General features: G+C 38.1%; 18 protein-coding genes. 9 read left to right on the forward strand and 9 right to left on the reverse strand.

The window, feature by feature from the left end; genetic code table 11:
* The 5 genes from KMW37_RS11620 to dut all read right to left on the reverse strand — a co-directional run bounded on the left by KMW37_RS11620 (position 1) and on the right by dut (position 4,624).
* Entirely contained in the window at positions 1 to 207 is a 207-nt protein-coding gene (locus KMW37_RS11620; protein ID WP_215224787.1) for a Sec-independent protein translocase subunit TatA/TatB, read from the reverse strand.
* A 132-nt stretch (positions 208 to 339) separates the two neighbouring features.
* On the reverse strand, positions 340 to 1,590 hold the full coding sequence (locus KMW37_RS11625; protein WP_215224788.1) for a murein hydrolase activator EnvC family protein: 1,251 nt from the start codon (positions 1,588 to 1,590) through the stop codon (positions 340 to 342).
* A gap of 3 nt (positions 1,591 to 1,593) precedes the next feature.
* A complete protein-coding gene (locus KMW37_RS11630) occupies positions 1,594 to 2,334 on the reverse strand; it encodes a DUF4292 domain-containing protein (RefSeq protein ID WP_215224789.1) in 741 nt (246 codons plus the stop codon).
* Positions 2,327 to 4,075: a tetratricopeptide repeat protein gene (locus KMW37_RS11635; protein WP_215224790.1), complete on the reverse strand. Its 1,749-nt coding sequence runs from the start codon at positions 4,073 to 4,075 to the stop codon at positions 2,327 to 2,329. Before KMW37_RS11635 ends, KMW37_RS11630 begins: the two co-directional genes overlap by 8 nt.
* Before the next feature lie 114 nt (positions 4,076 to 4,189).
* Complete coding sequence (dut, locus tag KMW37_RS11640) at positions 4,190 to 4,624, reverse strand: dUTP diphosphatase (RefSeq protein ID WP_215224791.1); 435 nt, start codon at positions 4,622 to 4,624, stop codon at positions 4,190 to 4,192.
* 326 nt (positions 4,625 to 4,950) lie between these two features.
* On the opposite strand from dut, the gene KMW37_RS11645 reads away from it, so the two are divergent.
* The gene (locus KMW37_RS11645) at positions 4,951 to 6,366 is read left to right on the forward strand and encodes a hypothetical protein (protein WP_215224792.1); all 1,416 of its coding nucleotides are present in this window, start codon (positions 4,951 to 4,953) and stop codon (positions 6,364 to 6,366) included.
* 27 nt (positions 6,367 to 6,393) lie between these two features.
* Here the strand turns inward: KMW37_RS11645 and KMW37_RS11650 are convergent, their stop codons facing one another.
* Positions 6,394 to 7,908, reverse strand: a complete 1,515-nt coding sequence (locus KMW37_RS11650; protein WP_215224793.1) for a polysaccharide biosynthesis C-terminal domain-containing protein — start codon at positions 7,906 to 7,908, stop codon at positions 6,394 to 6,396.
* Positions 7,909 to 7,929: 21 nt separating this feature from the next.
* On the reverse strand, positions 7,930 to 8,715 hold the full coding sequence (locus KMW37_RS11655) for an enoyl-CoA hydratase/isomerase family protein (RefSeq protein WP_215224794.1): 786 nt from the start codon (positions 8,713 to 8,715) through the stop codon (positions 7,930 to 7,932).
* Positions 8,716 to 8,946: 231 nt separating this feature from the next.
* On the opposite strand from KMW37_RS11655, the gene KMW37_RS11660 reads away from it, so the two are divergent.
* The 4 genes from KMW37_RS11660 (at position 8,947) to KMW37_RS11675 (ending at position 13,755) form a co-directional block, all read left to right on the forward strand.
* Positions 8,947 to 10,410 (forward strand): NADP-dependent isocitrate dehydrogenase, encoded by a 1,464-nt coding sequence (locus KMW37_RS11660; protein ID WP_215224795.1) that lies wholly within the window; start codon positions 8,947 to 8,949, stop codon positions 10,408 to 10,410.
* A gap of 298 nt (positions 10,411 to 10,708) precedes the next feature.
* Positions 10,709 to 12,616: a glycoside hydrolase family 97 protein gene (locus KMW37_RS11665; RefSeq protein WP_215224796.1), complete on the forward strand. Its 1,908-nt coding sequence runs from the start codon at positions 10,709 to 10,711 to the stop codon at positions 12,614 to 12,616.
* A 193-nt stretch (positions 12,617 to 12,809) separates the two neighbouring features.
* Positions 12,810 to 13,286, forward strand: a complete 477-nt coding sequence (locus KMW37_RS11670; RefSeq protein ID WP_215224797.1) for a hypothetical protein — start codon at positions 12,810 to 12,812, stop codon at positions 13,284 to 13,286.
* Between the two features lie 25 nt (positions 13,287 to 13,311).
* A complete protein-coding gene (locus KMW37_RS11675) occupies positions 13,312 to 13,755 on the forward strand; it encodes a hypothetical protein (protein ID WP_215224798.1) in 444 nt (147 codons plus the stop codon).
* A 64-nt stretch (positions 13,756 to 13,819) separates the two neighbouring features.
* On the opposite strand, the gene typA is transcribed toward KMW37_RS11675, so the two are convergent.
* Positions 13,820 to 15,625 carry a translational GTPase TypA gene (gene typA, locus KMW37_RS11680; protein ID WP_215224799.1) on the reverse strand — a complete coding sequence of 602 codons (1,806 nt, stop codon included), beginning with the start codon at positions 15,623 to 15,625 and terminating at the stop codon, positions 13,820 to 13,822.
* Between the two features lie 629 nt (positions 15,626 to 16,254).
* Here typA and KMW37_RS11685 point away from each other — a divergent pair.
* The 4 genes from KMW37_RS11685 (at position 16,255) to KMW37_RS11700 (ending at position 19,882) form a co-directional block, all read left to right on the forward strand.
* Entirely contained in the window at positions 16,255 to 16,467 is a 213-nt protein-coding gene (locus KMW37_RS11685) for a hypothetical protein (protein WP_215224800.1), read from the forward strand.
* Between the two features lie 339 nt (positions 16,468 to 16,806).
* Complete coding sequence (gene hisS, locus KMW37_RS11690; RefSeq protein WP_215224801.1) at positions 16,807 to 18,180, forward strand: histidine--tRNA ligase; 1,374 nt, start codon at positions 16,807 to 16,809, stop codon at positions 18,178 to 18,180.
* 362 nt (positions 18,181 to 18,542) lie between these two features.
* The gene (locus KMW37_RS11695; protein ID WP_215224802.1) at positions 18,543 to 18,875 is read left to right on the forward strand and encodes a YbaB/EbfC family nucleoid-associated protein; all 333 of its coding nucleotides are present in this window, start codon (positions 18,543 to 18,545) and stop codon (positions 18,873 to 18,875) included.
* A complete protein-coding gene (locus KMW37_RS11700; protein WP_215224803.1) occupies positions 18,875 to 19,882 on the forward strand; it encodes a glycosyltransferase family 2 protein in 1,008 nt (335 codons plus the stop codon). The genes KMW37_RS11695 and KMW37_RS11700 overlap by 1 nt, the downstream gene beginning before the upstream one ends.
* Here the strand turns inward: KMW37_RS11700 and KMW37_RS11705 are convergent.
* Positions 19,879 to 20,097, reverse strand: a complete 219-nt coding sequence (locus KMW37_RS11705) for a PspC domain-containing protein (RefSeq protein ID WP_215224804.1) — start codon at positions 20,095 to 20,097, stop codon at positions 19,879 to 19,881. The genes KMW37_RS11700 and KMW37_RS11705 overlap by 4 nt on opposite strands.
* Positions 20,098 to 20,155: the final 58 nt, after the last annotated feature.

A 20,155-nucleotide genomic window follows, 5' to 3' on the forward strand; every position in this document is an offset into this window, starting at 1 on the left:
TTAGCTTTTCTTCTTACTTTCTCCTTTAATTCCTTCCTCAATATCATCCTGAATCTCTTTGGTAGCATCTTTGAATTCTTTGATGCCTCTGCCCAATCCTTTTGCTAATTCAGGGATTCTTTTAGCTCCGAAAAGAAGGATGATCACTAGGATAATTACCACCAAGGAACCGCCTCCTATATTTTGAATGAAACCCAATGTAGTCATGATAAGCGAATTTTAGTTTTTTAAATCGTTACAAAGATATAATTGTGACTTACTATCACAAAGGAATAATGTACAGTTCTTTATATTTTCGTAATCTTTTTTGTAAAGATACTCATATTAAAGGATAAATGCTTATTTCCCCGTCAGCCAAATGGAAGGATTCATTACTTTTAATCCTTTCCAAGTCTGGAAATGAACTTCTGAAACCCCATTATTGCCAGTGGAAACTTCCCCAATTTTGTCATTTGCTTTCACTGTTTCTCCTGATTTTACAGCAATGGTCTTTAAGCGGCTATACATGGTATAATATTCACCGTGACGGATAATGATCGTTCCGCCCATTCCTGGCACGGTGGATATTTTGGTGATCACACCATCAAATACCGCTCGGACATTTTCATTGGGGCTGGTTTGGATGTCCACGCCGTCATTGGTGATCATAATGTCTTTCAATGTTGGGTGGGCATGTTTTCCATAGCCTCTCGAGATAAAGCCTTTGGCAACTGGCCAAGGAAGTTTTCCCCTGTTCTCAGCAAATGAACTGGACAAAGCTGCCGCTTCTGGGGTCAAAGGCATGCTGCTACCTGCTGTCTTCTTGGTGGTTGTATTGGCTTTCTTGGCTTCGGCTTCAGCTCTCCTGATCTCTTCTTCGATCACCTTACGGATCAAATTGTTCAGTTCTTCCTGTTGTTTTTTAGTTTTTGCGATATCCTCTCGGATTTCCTTTTCTTTTGCTGAGAGTGAACTCACTATGCTTTGTTGCTCTTTTCTGAGTTTGTCAAGCTCAGTTTTTTGACTTTGCTCCTCGTTTAGAGCAGCCTCTTTTTGCCCTTTTTTGGATTCCAGTTCCTGCTTTTGTTCTTTAAGATCTGCATTGACCTTGAGGATTTGATCTACCTGTTTCTCCCTTGCATCGCTATATTGCTTGAGGTATCTCAAGCGCATGTAGAATTGTTTGAAGTTTTCAGAACTGAAAATAAATGATAACACAGTTACACCACGATTCAGCTTGGATGATACATATATCATCTGGGCATATTCTTCTTTCAGGGTCTTTAGATCGTTTTCCAAAGAACTGATCATCCCTTCTGTTTCTTTAATCTCTCTATTGAGCAATAATACCTCACTATTTAAGGTCTTTATGAAATTGCTTCTAGTTTCTAACTGTTTGTTGACCAGGTTTAGTTCATTTATAGTATTTTTCTTTCTTGCAGAAGTTTTCTTCAAGATCTCATCAAATTCCTTTAATCTTTTCTGAACCTCGGCTTTTTCCTTCTCCAGTTGGGCACGGGTTTTCCTAGTTTGAGCCTGGATTTCTGCTGGCCCAAGCAAAAACAAAAAAGCAGTAAATAATATTAAGACCAGATGAAAACTATGCTTCATAGATTAAAAATTATAGGGGAATGAAAGTGGCGTATTACTAAGGTCTACTTTATTGACTTCCATATTGACCAAGGTAGATTGAAGTTTGTCCGATTGTTGTTGGATCAGCATGGTGATGAGTATTTTATGGGCAAATGGCTGGCCTTCCAAGTCCTCAAATTCAGGGTAGACTGCAGTGAGTTTACCTTTGTGGTATCGAGAGGATGTGTTCAGTTTTTCCACTTTACCATGTTGTGCACCTATCACTGATTCATATATAATGTCATCTCTTCTTTGTGTAAGTTCAAAAGTTTTTCCTACACGGACAAGTCTGTCCCTATAGCTGACCTTGTTGGGTATATTGGCAAACAGGATGTTCTGAAATAGGTTCAAGGAAATTCTCAATCCGTAGGTATTTTGGAACTGATCATAGCTTAGGTTAATGTCCTGTCCATTGATACGGTCCTTGATTTTGATGGATTCTGTGGTGATTACACCCCTTACGGCTTCTATACCTAAGCCAGGGCTTACACTAAACCAAATGATACTATCTTTTTTTGCTCTTAAATTTAAAGTCCCTTTGGTAGTTTTGCCATTTTGCTCCTCTAAGACCACTCTTGCTTTTGCACTGAGGTAATTGAAATCAAAATAAGAAGGGGTAAACTCCTTCATGGTTTCATCAGAGGAATAAAGATTGGTTTTTCTGGCACAACCTGCTAAAAGAACCAGGGCAGCTATAAAGCTTAGTAAAAAGTATTTACTCATAGTATTTTATGTCCTTGATTTTTTTGTTCAATACTTCGCTGATATCGTTTAAGCTAAGGGCCTTCTTCCAATATTTTAAAGCTTCGTTCTTTTCTCCTAAGTGAAATAGAATATCTCCATAATGCTCCAACATAACGCCACTAGGTTCCTCTTCATTGTCTAGAGCTCGCTCCATATATATTTTAGCCTGTTCATAATTTTCCATTTGGAACAAGACCCAAGCATGGGTATCCAAATAGGTCGCATTATTAGGAAATTGCTTTACTAGGGTATTAGACATTTTAAAGGCCTTTTGAAGGTCTTTTTTCTCCAATGAAAGGAAATAGGCATAATTGTTCAGCACATGTTCATCATTTGGAGTTTGCTTCAAAATGCTGTCATAAGTGGCATAGGCCTCTTCATTTTTGTCCAAGGCATGATAGGTGTCTCCAAGCTGGCCCATGATCATGAGATCCAATTGGTTGTTCAGTCCCTTGTTTAGCTCTTGGCTTTTAAGCAAAGATTGTTCCGCTTCCTTGTGCTTATTAAGGGCCAATTTGGTAGTGCCATGGAAGAACCAGAATTCAGGCTTTTCTTCAAAGACATCAACACCTATAGTGGTGTATTTTTCTATTTCTTCGAAATCCTTACCCAGTTCAAACATTAAACTGATAATGCTTTGCAGTACTTTTGGATCGTTCTGATTTAGGCTGATGGATTTTTGATAGTAGGAGAGTGCTGTCTCATTTTTTTTGTTAAATAGTGCTCTGTCCCCTAATACGGAATATACTTCAGCATCTTTTGGGTTTCTTAAGATCATTAATTGCCCCAAGCTGTCCAATAAGTTCTCTCTTTCCTGGGTTTTAAGGTCTTTCTGGATAATGTCAGAATATGTTTGGGCTTTGACTTTTCCCTCAAGGTCTGGGTTGTCAAAACCTTTGTACAACTGTACCTGAGCTTCATTGATTTCTCCCTTTTTCTTCAATAAAGTATAGGAAGCCAGGTTTAGATCTCCTTGATTGGGGTATTCTTTCAGGGATTTTTGCACTACAGCCAAAGCTTGGTCGGTGCGGTTATTATTAAATAACATTTCCACTAATGCCAATACATACCTTGAATTTCCAGGATTGGCCTCTATCAGTTTTTCACCTTCTTTTACCGCAGACCCAAGATCATTGTTTCTAAGGTAAATTCTTTGCTTTTGAACCGAAAGCTGTTCGAGCACCCCATAATATTCCTCAGCTTCATCCAAAGCCTGAAGTGCCTTGTCGAATTGCTGAGTGCCCAAATAGATGGAAGCCAATTCGAGGATATATTGTTGGTTTTTATCGGAGCTTTCAATAAGCGATTTGAGGATTTCAGCTGCTTTCTCAGGCTGATTTTGCTTAGTGTAAACCTCTGCCACCAATAAATGATAGTATTTATTGTTAGGGTCAGCTGCTATGGCTTTTTGCCCATATTCCAGTGCATCCTCATTTTGGTTGGCCCTGGAAAGGATTTCTGCCAATTTGAAGTTGATGGCTCCAGCATTGGGGGTTAGTTCATGTGCCTTGCCAAAATAAAAATAAGCTTTTTCAAAATCCTCCAACATCATGTGCTTTTCACCTTCAATAAAAAGGCGGTCGGCCATAGCTTCTTTTTTTTGCTGTTTTTTACTTTTACGCGAACTTGATTTTTGTGCCAATGATTCATTAGCAATGAAGGTCGTGGACAGTAAAATGGCAAATGGGAAGATATATTTGTGTATGCTTTTAAAACTCATGCTTTGAATAAGTCAAATTGGTCTGGAACGGGATTAAGTCCTATACTAGAATTTTACAAACTTAATGCCTTTTTGGTTCACCAACTAATAGTCCCGGAAGTAAAATGATCAATATCAGGACTTTCCTGTACTGCCATATCCGCCAGCACCTCTTTCTGTTTCAGAAAGATCGCCTGCTTCTTGCCATTGAATCTGTTCATGCTTGGCTACGACCATTTGGGCGACTCTTTCACCGTCTTTGATTTCGAAGGTTTCTTTGGACAGATTGACGAGTAGTACTTTTATTTCTCCTCGGTAATCAGCATCTATTGTGCCAGGGCTATTCAAGACGCTAAGCCCATGTTTATAGGCCAAGCCACTTCTAGGCCTGATTTGGGCCTCAAAACCTGCAGGCAATTCCATGTATAGACCAGTCCCTACCAATACCCTTTCCAAAGGCTCCAAAAGAATGTTTTTCTCAAGATTGGCCCTTAAATCTAAACCGGCAGACAGAATGGTTTGGTATTCCGGTAATGGGTGTTTTGATTGATTGATTACTTTTACTTTCATGGAATTTTGAATTTTAAATAAAGTCAAAGATAGGGGGTTATTTTTATTTTGAAGGAATGCTTAAGGTGAAAAATAGGAAATACCTTTTTTATCTGATTTTACCAGCTATTTGAATGGAATGAATGGTATTTATTTAGAGGATTAGTGAATATAATAATTTTGGTATCTTTTATTTTATTGCTTTTTAACCTAATGGACTGGATCGTAACCGGTGAATGGGATCTTTTGATTTTGAAGTGATTTTAATGCAGTATTAGTACATTTGCCTTAAATTAGTAACCATTTTAATCTTTAGTTAATTAATTGTTTAGCTTTTCATTTTAGTTATGTTTGAATTGAGAAATTGTATTTTGATCTTTTTTTATCTGGTAAGTTTTTTAGTGCAAGGACAGCAGGTCGTAGGCCAGTCCTCTATGGATGTCAATAGTGGGGTAAACTGTGTTAGAACTATTGATTGGACCCGTTTTGAGGATAGATCTAAAACTTCTCCACAAAAAGAATTGATTGGTAAAATTTTACTCAATGCGAATAAATACGCCCTGACTACTTGGTGGAAGAAACGCGGCTTTTCCGGATCAGCCACAGAAAAATATTTAGACTTGAATGGGACTTCAGAACATAGGATACGTCCTGTAGCAGCTGAGGCAGAGGCATTGGCAGCTTCTTTGAGAATGGGACTTTATGATAGTTCGCTTACGGGAGTGACAAAGGAGGAGGCTGAAGCTAAAACTATTCAAATGATTCGTAGCTTGGCGCATAGCCATTTGGCCAATTCTAAAGATGGATGGGGTAGAAAATGGCAATCCGCTTTGTGGGCTGGATATACCAGTTTTGCTGCGTGGATGATGTGGGATAGGCTGGAAGAGGAAACTCGTGTTGAGGTAATGGCAATGATTTATGATGAATGTGACTGGGTCTTAGGAGATAAAGGTTTGCCAGGTATAAAGACCTATCAGAACCTTAATGGGAAAATTGTTAGCCCAGGAGACACTGGGGCTGAGGAAAATGCTTGGGATAGCCTTATTCTTACGGTGGCCTGCGCCATGATGCCTGAGCATCCTAGTCATTCTGAATGGATGAACAAAATGATTTTTCTGAATCTCAATGCACTGGCTAGTCCGAGTGATTTGGAATCCAGGAAAAGATATAATGGTAAGCCATTGAACGAATGGCTGGTCGGTACCAATATCAATGAGGATGGCACCATAGTGAATCACCACTTTATTCATCCTGACTATATGACTTCTCCTTTTGAATTTAATCCCATCAAGTTTTTTTGGTTGGCCAAGCAGCCTGCGCCGAAGGCAATGCGAAGAAATGTCGACTTAATATTTAATGCATTTACGGAAAAGGAATTTCATGAGGGAGATAGTATAACTGGAGGTGTGGTTAAATCTCCAGGAGGAACTATTTATAAGCCAAACTCTGGGGATATTTTTTATCCTTTAGGAACGGACTGGGGAGAAGGGAGAAGAATGAATTTTGTTTCCTTCAATAGTGCCGTAGCTGCTTTTTCAGATGATAAAAATATGAAAACACAGGCAGCGGAATGGCTGTTAAAACAAGGGGAAGTAGTATTGGATATGCAGACTCGCTTTGATGATGGCCATACTTATTTGGATAAAAGTGAGGATAGCTATGCTTCCCGTGAAGAGTGGGTGGCAGATAAGGCTACTACAGCTTATATTATTGAAGCACTTAAACTATTGGGCCGACCAATGTACACCAACAAGAAATTTTAAGAGTAAGTAACAAAATACCCTAAAGTGTTATTTTTTGATTTTTTGTAAGATTAAAGACAACTCTCTTTTTTCCAAAAAGGCAATCAAAATAACAAAAGCGACTACCAGCAGATTCCTTAGCAAGCTGGTCAATATCAAGGAATCCATATTTAAATAATAGCCAAGATAGGAGAATGCAAAAGCTACGATTAAATAGAAAACCCCTTTTTCTATTTTATATGGAATAGGGTAATACTTCTGGCCAAAATAATAGCACATGATAGACATAACCAAATAGGTAGCCAATGTGCTCATGGCCCCACCTGTATAGCCAAACCTTGGAACCATAAAAAAGATAACCAAGATAGTTACAATAGCTCCAGTGAAAGTGATATAAAAGCTGTATATGGTCTTGTCCGTAATTTTAAACCATATGCTCAAATTAAAATATACCCCTAACAACAGATATCCCATCAATAACATCGGGACAATATTGGTGGCCGCCTGATAACCTTTATTACCAAGGATTATTGGGGAGATTATATTGAGGTTTACAGCCACTAAAATCATTAAGGTGGCGCAAAATATGATGAACCAGTGCATTACAGTGGCATAAAGCTGTGGGCTATTTTTGTCCTCACTCTTGGAGAAGAAAAATGGCTCAGCGGCATATTTAAAGGCCTGAATGATCAGGTTCATGAATATGGCCAGTTTAAAATTGGCTCCAAAAATACCTCCAGCCTCTCTGGCACTTAGTCCAGGGTAAAAATTTTCAGGTAAGAGGTATTCAAATAGAAATCTTGAAAACACTTCATTGGTGACTCCTGCCAAGCCCATAAATAACAGGGGAAGGGCATAATGCCACATGGGACCTAGGATACTTCTTTCCAGGCTCCATCTGAATTTACCAGAAAGGGAAAAAACAACTGGAATGATCAGGGCATTGGCCAGTAAATTGGATAGTAAAATATAATCGACTCCCCAATCCGGATGGTAAATAGAATCAACCCAAGGCTGTAAAAAGAGTAGATAATCTCCACGGTGAATATGGAAGAATATTACAATGAACAAAATATTGAAGCCTACATTGAGCAGGATGTTCAAAAGCTTGGTCATGGCAAACTTTATGGATTTATTTTCGACCCTTAATTTGGCATAAGGAATGGCCAAGATGGCATCAATGGTCAATATCAAGGCTGTCCACTTGAACAAATAAGCCTTGCCCGGGTAATCCATCCAAAGGCTAATGGGCTCTGCGGAAAGATATAATAGCGCTCCCAGAGATAGAGAAGTGGTAAGAATCAGGGATTGGACATTATTATAGACTGTTTGGGAGCTTAGTCCTTTGCCTGTAGAAAACCGGAAAAAGGTGGTTTCCATCCCGTAAGTGAAAATGATATTAAAGAAAGCAATAAAGGCGTATATTGATGTGAAAGATCCTAAGTGCTCCTTAGATAGGTAACCTATATAAAGCGGGAGAAGAAGGAAATTAATGACCCTGCCCAGAATGCTACTTATCCCGTAAATGGCGGTTTGTCCCGCGAGTTTTTTGAGATTGCTCATGGATTAGCAGCAAAGAATTGCTTATTCTCCTTTAAAGTTGGGTTTTCTTTTTTCTAGAAAGGCAGTGGTACCTTCATTATAGTCTTCTGATTTTACACATCTGGCAAAGCTGTTGGCTTCCATAAGATACCCGTCTTCGTTATTGGTGTAAACGGCGTTGACACAATCTACTATCATTCCAAGGGCGAGAGGGGCTTTGGTCATGATTTTTTGAAGGATTTCTTCCGCTTTTTGAATGGCTTCGTCCTTATTGCTGGTGACATAGTTGACCAGGCCAAGCGCCTTGGCTTCTTCTGCTCCGATCATTTCACCTGTCATGAGTAGCTCATTGGCTTTTCCTCTACCAATTAAAATAGTTAATCTTTGCGTGCCTCCATATCCAGGGATGATTCCAAGATTAACTTCTGGTTGGCCAAATTTGGCGTTGGCAGATGCGATACGCATATGGCAGGCCATCGCTAATTCACATCCTCCGCCTAGGGCAAAACCATTAACGACAGCTATCACTGGTTTATGACATGATTCAATCAAACTGTAAACTTCCTGTCCGTTTTCAGAAAACTTCCGGGCATTTAACTCATTCAATTCGGCAATTTCATTGATATCAGCACCTGCAACGAAAGCTTTTTCACCAGCTCCGGTAAGGATTACCGCCCTGATGGATTTGTTGTCGCTTACTTCGTTGAAGATATTTTTCAATTCCTCAAGCGTATCAAAATTGATTGCATTGAGTTTGGGCTCCCGATTGATGGTGAGGTATAAGATGCCATCCTTATTTTCCGAAAGAATATTGGTAGTTTCAGCCATGCTTTAAAACCTATGTTTAAATTCAAATATACGAGGTGGTGTAGCAAAGACAAAGTAAACCTAACAAAAATGAATCCGTATGATAGCTTGTGCCTGATATCCTGAGGATTGAAATTCAATAATTCATTTGGCTTTTTATTTGAAATAGTCATTTTATTATCAATCAGGTCTGACAAAATTTTATATTTTTGTATCACATTTTGAAACCTCAAATCTATAATAATATTACGTATGTCATCCAAAAGAAAAATAACCGTAGCTTACGGAGACGGAATCGGTCCAGAAATCATGAAAGCCACGCTGGGGATTTTGGAAGCAGCTGGAGCAGATATCGAAACTGACGTCATTGAGATTGGAGAGCAAGTCTATCTTAAAGGAATCAGCTCAGGTATAGAACCAAAAGCTTGGGATTCCCTAAGGGAGTCTAAGGTGTTTTTGAAGGCACCTATTACCACTCCACAAGGAGGAGGATTCAAGAGTTTGAATGTGACCACAAGAAAGACATTAGGACTTTATGCTAATGTGAGGCCTTGTAAGGCATTTTCTCCCTATATACACACGCACTTTCCTAAGACAGATATGGTGATTATTCGTGAAAACGAAGAGGATCTATATGCTGGGATTGAGCACAGACAGACGGATGAAGTTTATCAGTGTTTGAAATTGATTTCCAGACCTGGTTCAGAGAAAATCATTCGTTATGCATTTGAATATGCCAAGAAAAACAACAGAAAGAAAGTAACCTGTATGACCAAGGACAACATTATGAAGTTGGCCGATGGTCTATTCCATAAGGTATTTAATGAGGTTTCCAAAGAGTATCCAGATATCGAAGCGGATCACAAGATCATTGATATTGGAACGGCTTTGATTGCTGATAAGCCAGAAATGTTTGATGTGATCGTTACCTTGAACCTTTATGGGGATATAATCTCTGACGTAGCTGCCCAGATTACCGGGTCAGTAGGTTTGGGAGGTTCTTCCAATGTAGGAGAAGATGTAGCGATGTTCGAAGCGATCCACGGTTCTGCTCCTGATATAGCAGGGCAGGATATTGCTAATCCATCAGGTTTGCTAAATGGAGCAATCATGATGTTGGTACATATTGGACAGCCTGAAGTTGCGGCATTGATCAGTAATGCTTGGATGAAAACTTTGGAGGACGGAATTCATACGGGAGATATTTACCAAGAGGGAGTTTCTTCTAAGTTGGTAGGCACTCAAGAGTTTGCTCAGGCGGTAATTGAAAGATTAGGTCAAAAACCTGAGAATATGACTCCAGCTAGCTTCAAGAAAAACGAAGATGGAGACGACAATATGGGAGCCATCAAATTGACAGAAAGAAAGCCATGTGTTAAAGATTTAATTGGATTGGATGTATTTATCGATTGGAAAGAAAACGATAGAGATGCCAATGTAATTGGTGATAAACTTAGATCAGTGGATGCTGATGGTCTTAAAATGCAATTGATTACGAACAGAGGTGTGAAAGTGTATCCTGATGGTATGAAAGAAACTTTCTGCTCAGACCACTGGAGGGTGAGGTTCTTTAATGCCGACCAGAGCACGATTACCCATGGTCAAATTTTAGAGGTTTTGAAGCAGGTGGAAGCACTTGGTTTTGACTTTATTAAAATAGAAAATCTATACACCTTTGATGGTGAATTAGGCTTCTCTCTTGCTCAAGGAGAATAAAGATCTTTATATTTTATTAGAAAGGGAAGTGATTATCACTTCCCTTTTTTTATGCTCTTATCTTTTTGATAGATCTGTAGTCAAAAATCTCAAATTAACGAGAGAGGTGAAACACTTTGTTTTGCCTGTTCTATTTGAAAGTATTTTTAATATATTTCTCGACTGGTTTTTTTTAAAGGGTTTTGTTTTTTCTCTTCTTTCAAATTTGGTTGTGCTAAACTAAGTGAATTAAATTACCCTCTGGATAAGTTAACCAAACAGATTTTAATTAAAATAGTTGAATTAAGGATAAATAATTATGCCAAGAAATTTTGTATGCCTTTTGGTGGGGCTTCTTTTATGGAATGTTTCCTTATCATCAGCAAATGGAAGGAATTTAATTGAATTGTCGAGTCCAACAAATAAGCTTGAAATTATAATTCAGGACATTGATGGGTTTCAACAAATTGATATTTATACTTCTGCAGAAAGGCTGATGGGAGTGCAAAGTGGGAGGTTTGTTTTCCAGGAAGGTGAATTAGAAGAAAGGTTTATTATCTCCGAAGTAAAAATGCGTAGCGGAAATGAAGAATGGAAGCCAGTTTATGGTGAGAAAAACAAAATTTCAAATCATTACAATGAAAAGGAAGTGACCTTGACTAGCCAATCCAATCCAAATAAAACCATGAAGCTTATATGCAGGGTTTATGATGAAGGTATTGCTTTTCGATATGTTTTTGAAAGTGGTTTTCAGATAGGGGATAAAATAATAAATGAATCCACTAGGTTTGATTTGGATAATAATTATGCCGCTTGGATTACAGCAAAGTCCCAAGGGGAATATAAAAAGGAAAATTTAGAGGATCTAAAGGGACTTGCGGAAAGGCCTCTTGTGATTGAGAGGAATTCATCCTCGTATTTAGCAATTGGAGAGGCCGCTCTAGTGGATTATGCAAGAATGAAACTAAGCAAATCAATTGAAGGGAATTATTCTTTAGTGACCAAACTTGATGGTGATGTAGTGATTTCTGAAAGAAGTTTTGCCACTCCTTGGAGATTTGTAATGCTTGGGGAGAGTCCTGGGGAACTATTGGAAAACAATTATTTTGTACTGAACCTTAATGATCCCAATCAATTGGAGGATGTTTCATGGATCAGGCCTGGAAAGGTGCTCAGAGAAGTGACGCTTACTACCCAAGGGGCTATGGCAAGTATTGATTTTGCTGAAAGACATCAAATCGAGTATGTGGAATTTGATGCAGGCTGGTATGGGCCTGAATATGATGATGCATCTGACGCCACCACGATTACTGTAGATCCGAAACGTTCACCTGGGCCTTTGGATTTAAAGAAGGTGATTGATTATGCAAATAATAAAGGGATTGGGGTCATTTTGTATGTGAACAGAAGGGCTTTGGAACAACAACTGGACGAATTGCTTCCCCTGTATAAATCTTGGGGAGTGAAGGGGCTAAAGTATGGTTTTGTGAATGTAGGTTCACAGAAATGGACTACTTGGCTTCATGATGCTATTAGAAAAGCTGCGGAATATCAATTGATGGTAGATGTTCATGATGATTATCGACCAACTGGATTTTCTCGAACCTATCCCAACCTCATGACCCAAGAAGGAATTCGTGGAGATGAAGAAAGTCCATCAATCGAACACAGTCTAATTACCCTGTTTACCAGAATGCTTGCCGGTGCAGGGGATAATACCAATTGCTATTTTGCTGAGAGGGTGACGGCTGAAATGGGTGGAAAGGCAGGGCAGATGGCAAAATCGATACTCCTTTACAGTCCTTGGCAATTTGTCTATTGGTACGACCGACCAATAGGTTCTCCAAATAAAACGGGTGGAGCTGGTTCAAATGATGCATTTATTATTGAAGGAGATGACCTGGATTTTTTCAAATCATTGCCTACAGTTTGGGATGAGACCAAAGTGCTTGAGGGAGCAATAGGAGAATTTGCTACCATTGCCCGTCGAAGTGGAGAGGATTGGTACATAGGCTCCTTGGCCGCAAAAGCAGGGAGGAGTGTGGAAGTACCCATGACCTTTCTTGACAAAGGAGAAGAATATGAGGCAGAAATTTATTATCAGGGGAAGCAGGATTTAAATGAAAATAGAGTAAGTAAGAAAAATGCTTTGATTAGTAGGGATACTATATTAAAACAGGAATTGGAAGCTGATTCCGGGTTTGTAGTAATTCTTAGAAAAAAGTAGAGATGAGTTTCCCATGTAGATTAATTGGATAGTTGGATTTCTTTTTTACCATGAACCTTCTTGATTATTTTCCATAAAAAAGAAGGTTCAAATTATGTTGAGTTCAAGGATTAGATTTTCTTTTAAAATTATTTGCATCTGAGACATTTTTGAGTTTGCTTTCGTATAAGTAAGGAACCTAAATTATACTCTTATGAAAAATGCTTTATTTTTATTCTTGTCCTTGTTTGTTTTTGGAGCTTGTTCTGAGGTAGGGGAAGATCCAGAAATTATTATTGATCCCAGCATATCATTTGTTGCAGGGGATTGGGAGTTAATTGATGTCAAGGGGGGCTTTAAAGTGGAAGATTCCCCAGAACCTGAGGAGTTAAACCGAACAGACATCTATACTTTTACCAATGAAGGTACTTTTATAAAAACTGTGGATTATGAGGGTTTTCATGCTGAGGCAACAGGTACTTATTTGATAAAAGAGGTTTCTGAGGAGTTTGAAGAAGAATATGTTGGGGTTGTGGTGCTTTCCTTTACAGGTGGTGATGACATAGCTTATAATTGTACTAGCCAGGATATAGAGAAAGAATCGCTATATATCTCAAAAGAAGGACAACTGGCTAATATCAGCTGGGCACCATGTGATGGGCTTTTCATGTATTACGGGAAGAAAAAATGAAATGGTTGGACTTTGTTTTTAAAATATGAAAAAGCTAAAGCTGGTTTTACTTTCTATGGTTTTAGCTTTATGCTTTTTTAGTTGTAAAGAGGAGTTTGAGCCAGCTGCTGCTATTCAGGGAGAGTGGGAGCTTATCAAAGCAAATAGTGGCTGGTCAGGCGATATCCCTGCAGGCGAACTTGACTATTCTGAAACGTATATTTTCAATAAGGATGGTTCTTTTGTGAAAAAACGTGAAGGAAAAGACGAAAGTTTTCAGATTAGTGGTAACTACACGTACGAGCAGGCTGAGATAACAGATTCAAGTATGGCACGTGTCTACATGACCTTGGATTATACCAATGAAGTGAATAGGGCCTGGCTTTGTAGTGAGGAAAAAGAAGAGTTTGTGTTGACCCATCAAGGTGAACTTTTCAAAAGTTGCCCAAATATGGCAGATGGGCCAATTTACTATTTCAAGAAAAAATGAATCAAAAAAGCCTGTTTAAAATTAATTAAACAGGCTTTTGAATTATTAAGAATGTTGATGTCAATTAAGCATCTTTTTTAGCCATTCTTGTTCTTTCTCCTTCGTCAAGGTAGATTTTTCTCATTCTCATGCTCTTAGGAGTGATCTCCAAGTATTCATCCTTTTGGATATATTCCATAGATTCTTCCAAAGAGAATTTCTTAGCTGGAGCGATTTTAGAGTTATCATCTGAACCGGAAGCACGCATGTTGGTCAATTTCTTACCTTTCTGCACGTTGACTACGATGTCATTGTCTCTAGAGTGCTCACCAATTACTTGACCACCATAGATTTCCTCGCCTGGATCCACAAAGAATACCCCTCTATCTTGCAATTTATCAATCGCATAGGCAGTAGTTGGGCCAGATTCCATTGAGATCAAAGAACCATTGGTCCTTCCTGGAATTGGGCCTTTGAATGGTTCGTAAGCTATGAATCTGTGGTTCATGATGGCTTCACCTTGGGTAGCAGTAAGCACATTGTTTCTCAATCCGATCAAACCTCTAGAAGGGATTTGGAATTCCAAGTGCTGAAGATCTCCTTTTGGCTCCATCACCAAAAGTTCACCTTTACGCTGAGTAGCCAATTCGATTACCTTACCAGCAGTAGTTTCAGGAACATCCACAACCAATGATTCGATTGGCTCATGTTTAACTCCATCAATTTCTTTATAGATAACCTGAGGCTGCCCTACTTGCAATTCATAACCTTCTCTTCTCATGGTCTCGATCAATACTGACAAGTGAAGGATGCCACGTCCGAAAACGATGAATTTGTCTTCATTATCAGTAGTTTGAACTTTAAGAGCAAGGTTCTTTTCCATTTCTTTGAAAAGACGGTCTCTCAAGTGACGAGAAGTTACAAATTTACCTTCTTTACCGAAGAACGGAGAGTTGTTGATCGTGAAGAGCATGTTCATGGTTGGCTCGTCGATCGAAATTCTTGGAAGTGGTTCTGGATTTTCAAGATCAGCAATGGTATCACCGATTTCGAAATCTTCAATACCTGTGATAGCACAGATATCACCCGCATTAACTTCCTGTACTTTATTTTTACCTAGTCCTTCAAATACATGAAGTTCTTTGATTCTTACTTTCTTGATTGATCCATCGGCCTTGCAGAGGGAAACTTGTGCATTTTCCTTCAAGGTGCCCCTTTTTACTCTACCAATGGCGATTCTTCCCACAAAGTTGGAATAATCCAAAGAAGTGATTTGCATCTGAGGAGTTCCATCTTCGATCTGTGGAGCTGGAATATGTTCAATGATGGCATCCAGTAATGGAAGGATAGAATCAGTTTGTTCTTTCCAATCAGGCCCCATCCAGTTGTTCTTAGCAGAACCGTACATGGTAACGAAGTCCAACTGCTCTTCAGTGGCATCCAAGTTGAACATCAAGTCAAATACAGCTTCATGTACCTCGTCAGGACGACAGTTTGGCTTATCTACCTTATTTACTACCACAATAGGAGTAAGGCCAAGATCCAAAGCTTTGCTCAATACAAATCGTGTCTGAGGCATTGGTCCTTCGAAAGCATCTACCAATAGGATTACCCCATCAGCCATTTTCAACACACGTTCCACTTCACCACCAAAGTCGGCGTGACCGGGAGTATCGATAATGTTGATTTTAGTGTCTTTATATCTAACTGATACGTTCTTAGAAAGAATGGTAATTCCTCTTTCTCTTTCCAAGTCGTTATTATCAAGGATCAAGTCATCAAACTGCTGGTTTTCACGGAAGATTTTAGACGCGTGAATGATTTTATCCACGAGTGTAGTTTTGCCGTGGTCAACGTGTGCGATAATCGCGATGTTACGAATATTCTGCATGGTAAGAATTAAATTAAGTTGCAAAAGTACGAAGAATATTCGGTATTATGGTTAAGGGAATGTAAAGTTTATTGAATCAGGGATTTAAAAATAGCTTGTGGAATGGATCTTATTATTCAAAAAGTTATTCATGCTTGAAATGGACTGATATTTATGTTCCATATAATTGTTTTAAATGAGAAGTGTATTGAGGTGATTTTTTGAATACTTCTGGTTGGACGATTGCATTGATGGTTAACTAGGGAGATGAAATTAGCCAAATAAGCAGAGGAAATAGTCTAATTGTTTAGGTGGGGATAGGCTGAAAACTTAAGTGAATTTATATAATAGTCTGATATTTATAAGATATCAGCGTTGTAATTGGTATAGTTTTTGGAATATATAAATCTGAATTCAAACCATTTATATAGGATGTTTCGTATAGTATGAGTAAATATTTTGTAATCTAGCGAAGGAAAAATTCTATAATATGTGGGAAATAAATAATTATTCTATATATTTATAAACTACAAAATAGTAGTTTTGAAATGCAAATTAATTGTTTTTTAGAAGTCGGAGTGACCGGCAGGAGACACGCAAGTGTATGAAATGTAACTGTTTTTAATTGAGGGTACTTAAAACCTGTAGTCATGAAATATTTGATTAAAATTGAGATTAATGATATTGAGTTTCAGATTCATACTGAAGCTGGTAGCGAAAGAGAAGCCAAAGATAATGTTTGGGAAATCATTAGGCGGAGAACCTCTTTAAAGTCCATAGAGAAGGAAGCTATGGGCAATGAAGAAGTTGCTTCATTAGGTCAAAAATTAGCTGAAGGGATCAGAAGTGTATTGTTGTTGTGATCTGAAGTTCTAAAGGTGTTTTATGTGTGAAATTTACATTTTGTAATTGAGAGAGAAAAAAATCTGGTAGACTTTAATGTCAGGTCATATCATTATATATGGTATGGCCTTTTTTTTGCCCTAGAGAATTAAAAGCAAGAGATATCTAATCGTGATACTCTAGGTTTGTCAATGCAATTTTTTATTTACCCAAATGAATTGTGCCATTCAGGGCAAAGTAATTATCGGGATCATCCGTGCAACTTAGATAATGCAAGTATTGAAAGACATGGGGTCAGCTTAGATAAATTTTTCTCTTAATTGGATAGATTTTTTACCTTTGGGCAAAATTTAGCATTCATGAGCATCCAGAAACCAACTTTACCAAAAGGAACAAGAGATTTTGGGCCTAAGCAAATGGCAAGAAGAAACTATATTCTTGACACCATTAAGGCTACTTTCAAGCTGTTTGGCTACCAGCAACTAGAAACGCCATCAATGGAAAACCTATCTGTATTGACTGGTAAATATGGGGATGAAGGAGATCAGTTGCTGTTTAAAATATTGAACAGTGGGGATTTTTTGAAGAAGGTCGGAACTGAAGATTTGGAAAAAGGGCCCAATCATGTTTTGCCTAAAGTGGCAGAGAAGGGCTTAAGGTATGATTTGACCGTTCCTTTTGCTAGGTATGTAGTTATGAATAGAAATGAGCTGACATTTCCATTTAAGCGTTTTCAAATCCAGCCGGTATGGAGAGCAGATAGGCCGCAGAAAGGGAGATATAGGGAGTTTTACCAATGTGATGCAGATGTGGTTGGTACAGATAGTTTGATTTGTGAGGCTGAAATCCTTTTAATGATAAGGAGGGTTTTCACTCAATTGAAGCTTAATGATTACGATATAAAGGTTAATAACCGTAAGGTTTTAACTGGAATTTCTGAGGTTATTGGCGAACCAGGAAAAGAGGCTGAACTGTGTGTTGCTATCGATAAATTGGATAAAATTGGCTGGGAAAAGGTTCAAGAAGAATTGCAGCAAAGGGGCTTTACGGGTGAGGCGGTGGCTAAATTGGAACCAATCATTGATTTAAAAGGAAATAACCAAGATAAGTTATCCTTCCTAAAAGAGTTTTTGAGTTCAAGTGAAGAGGGGCTGAAAGGAGTGGAGGAGTTAGAAGAAGTGCTTGCGATTTTGAAGCATTTAGGAGAGGATGAAAAGCATGTAGACTTGGACGTTGTGTTGGCCAGAGGGCTATCTTATTATACAGGAGCGATATTTGAAGTTAAGGTAAATAATGTATCCATTGGATCAGTGAGTGGTGGTGGAAGGTATGATAATCTTACCGGAGTATTTGGCCTTGAAGGAGTTTCAGGAGTAGGATTTTCCTTTGGAGTTGACAGGATTTATGATGTATTAGAGGAGCTGGATTTATTTCCTGACGATCAAATGCAATCCACATCTGTGATGATAGGTTATTTTGATGAGGAAGGTAGGAATTATGGTTTGAAAGTTTTGAATCAGCTTAGGGCAGCTGAAATAGCCACTGAGATTTACCCTGATTATGCCAAGGTGAAGAAGCAGTTTAATTATGCTGATAAAAAACAGATTCCATTTGTAGTGATGATTGGATCTGAAGAGATAGTTCAAAATATGGTTGCCCTTAAGAACCTCAGTACGGGTGAGCAAACAATGCTCAGCCTAGAAGACGCCATTCAGGAAGTTAAGAATAATTAAGTCATTGACTATATTATAGAGGATTTAAAGGCATTATCCATTTTAAAATTACTTAGGGGTAATTTATCTTTTGTATTTCAATAAAGAAACAGCTGATAGGTGCATTACCCCTTTATTTTTGACCTGTTTCCAGATATTGGGATTTTAAGCTATTTGCACCAAGCTTGAAATTTTGTTTGGCTACTTTTTTGTTTAAAGAAGGGCTACAGGAGTGATTGGTTTGGTGTAAATATTTGGTTTTTGTGTGTTATTTGGAATAACATTCTAAGGTTCAATTCTGGAGTGTTATTTTTAACATTTTCAATGTTTAAAATAGTTCTTCCAAATAGGTTATATTTGGGACTAAAATAATTAGCTGAGATATGTTTGATTTTATGAATATCATGAATAAGGTGAAGGAAGCTCAGGCCAAGATCAAAGAAAAGCAGGCCGAGTTAGTTCATCTTACTGCAGAAGGAGAAGCTGGTGCAGGAATGGTTAAGGTTGTTGTTAATGGCCATAGAAAAGTATTGGATATTGTTATTGACGACAGTCTTTTTACACCTGAGGACAAGGATATGTTGAAAGATTTGATTGTGGCTGCGACTAACAAAGCATACGAAACTATAGAATTACAGATCAAAGAGGAAATGAAAAAGGCCACTGAAGGCATGATGCCAAATATTCCAGGGATGGATTTTGGCAATATGGTTTAATGAAAAAGGCGGCTATTGTCATACTGAACTTTAATGGGAAGGAAATGTTGGAGAAGTTCCTTCCCATTATTATTCAAAACAGCAGTTTTGAGATTATAATAGCTGATAATGCTAGTACTGATGAATCAGTAAATTTTTTAAAGTCCCAATTTCCCCAATTGCGTACTATTGCTCTTGCCTCCAACCGTGGTTTTAGTGGTGGGTATAACGAAGCCTTGGCTAAAATTCAAGGAGAGTTTAAGTATTATATTCTGCTAAATTCTGATGTAGAGGTCAGTCCAGATTGGGATGTTAAATTAATAGATTGGCTTGATGCCCATACCGAATATGCTGCGGTTCAGCCCAAGATCCTATCTCAACAGACTAAGGAGTTCTTTGATTATGCTGGAGCTGGAGGAGGATATATTGATCGATTGGGCTTTCCATTTTGTAGAGGTAGGATATTGAATACTATTGAAAAGGATCAGGGGCAATACAATGATGTAGTCCAGGTTGATTGGGTTTCAGGAGCTTGTTTTGCGATTCGTGCTAAAATATTTCATGAATTGGGCGGGTTTGAAGATGCTTTTTTTGCCCATATGGAGGAAATAGACTTGTGTTGGAGAATGAATCTGCATGGCTATAGGCTAGGCTATGTGGGTCTTGTAAGTGTTTTTCACGTTGGTGGAGGGACACTTTCTAGAAATAGTCCTTATAAAACTTATCTTAATTTTAGGAATAACTTATTGATGCTATATAAGAATTTTAGCTCTTGGGGATTTTTTAAAGTGATGCTGATAAGGGTGTTTTTTGATCTTACTGCTATTCTATATTTGTTTTTGGGAGAAAAAACCGATCATGCCAAAAAGGTAATTTCGGCCTATATTGACTTCTACAAAATGAGGAATCAAATCCGAAAAACGCCTCCTTTGGCATCAAAATTGCCTTTCCAAAATGCCGGTAAAAAAGTCTATTCAATCATAATGGCTTATTACCTAAAAGGGAAAAAAATATACACTCGGATTTAGTCAAAAAGAATAGGGTTATTACTCTTTCTGAAATACTTTCGGACTTTCATCATCATTGCCATGACCACGTAAATGATCACTGGTGAGCCAAGGGTGATAAAGGAAGTATAAATAAAGAACAACCGAATGCTGTCGATAGGGAAATTAAGTCTTTCACCTAGCTTGGAACAAACACCAAATGCCCTGTCTTCAAAGAATATTTTCAGTTTTTCCATTTTTATATGATTTAATTAAAGTGATAAAAGTAGTGAAAATATAATGAATATTCCAATA

It is taken from the genome of Echinicola shivajiensis (genome assembly GCF_018642165.1).
Lineage (GTDB): Bacteria > Bacteroidota > Bacteroidia > Cytophagales > Cyclobacteriaceae > Echinicola > Echinicola shivajiensis.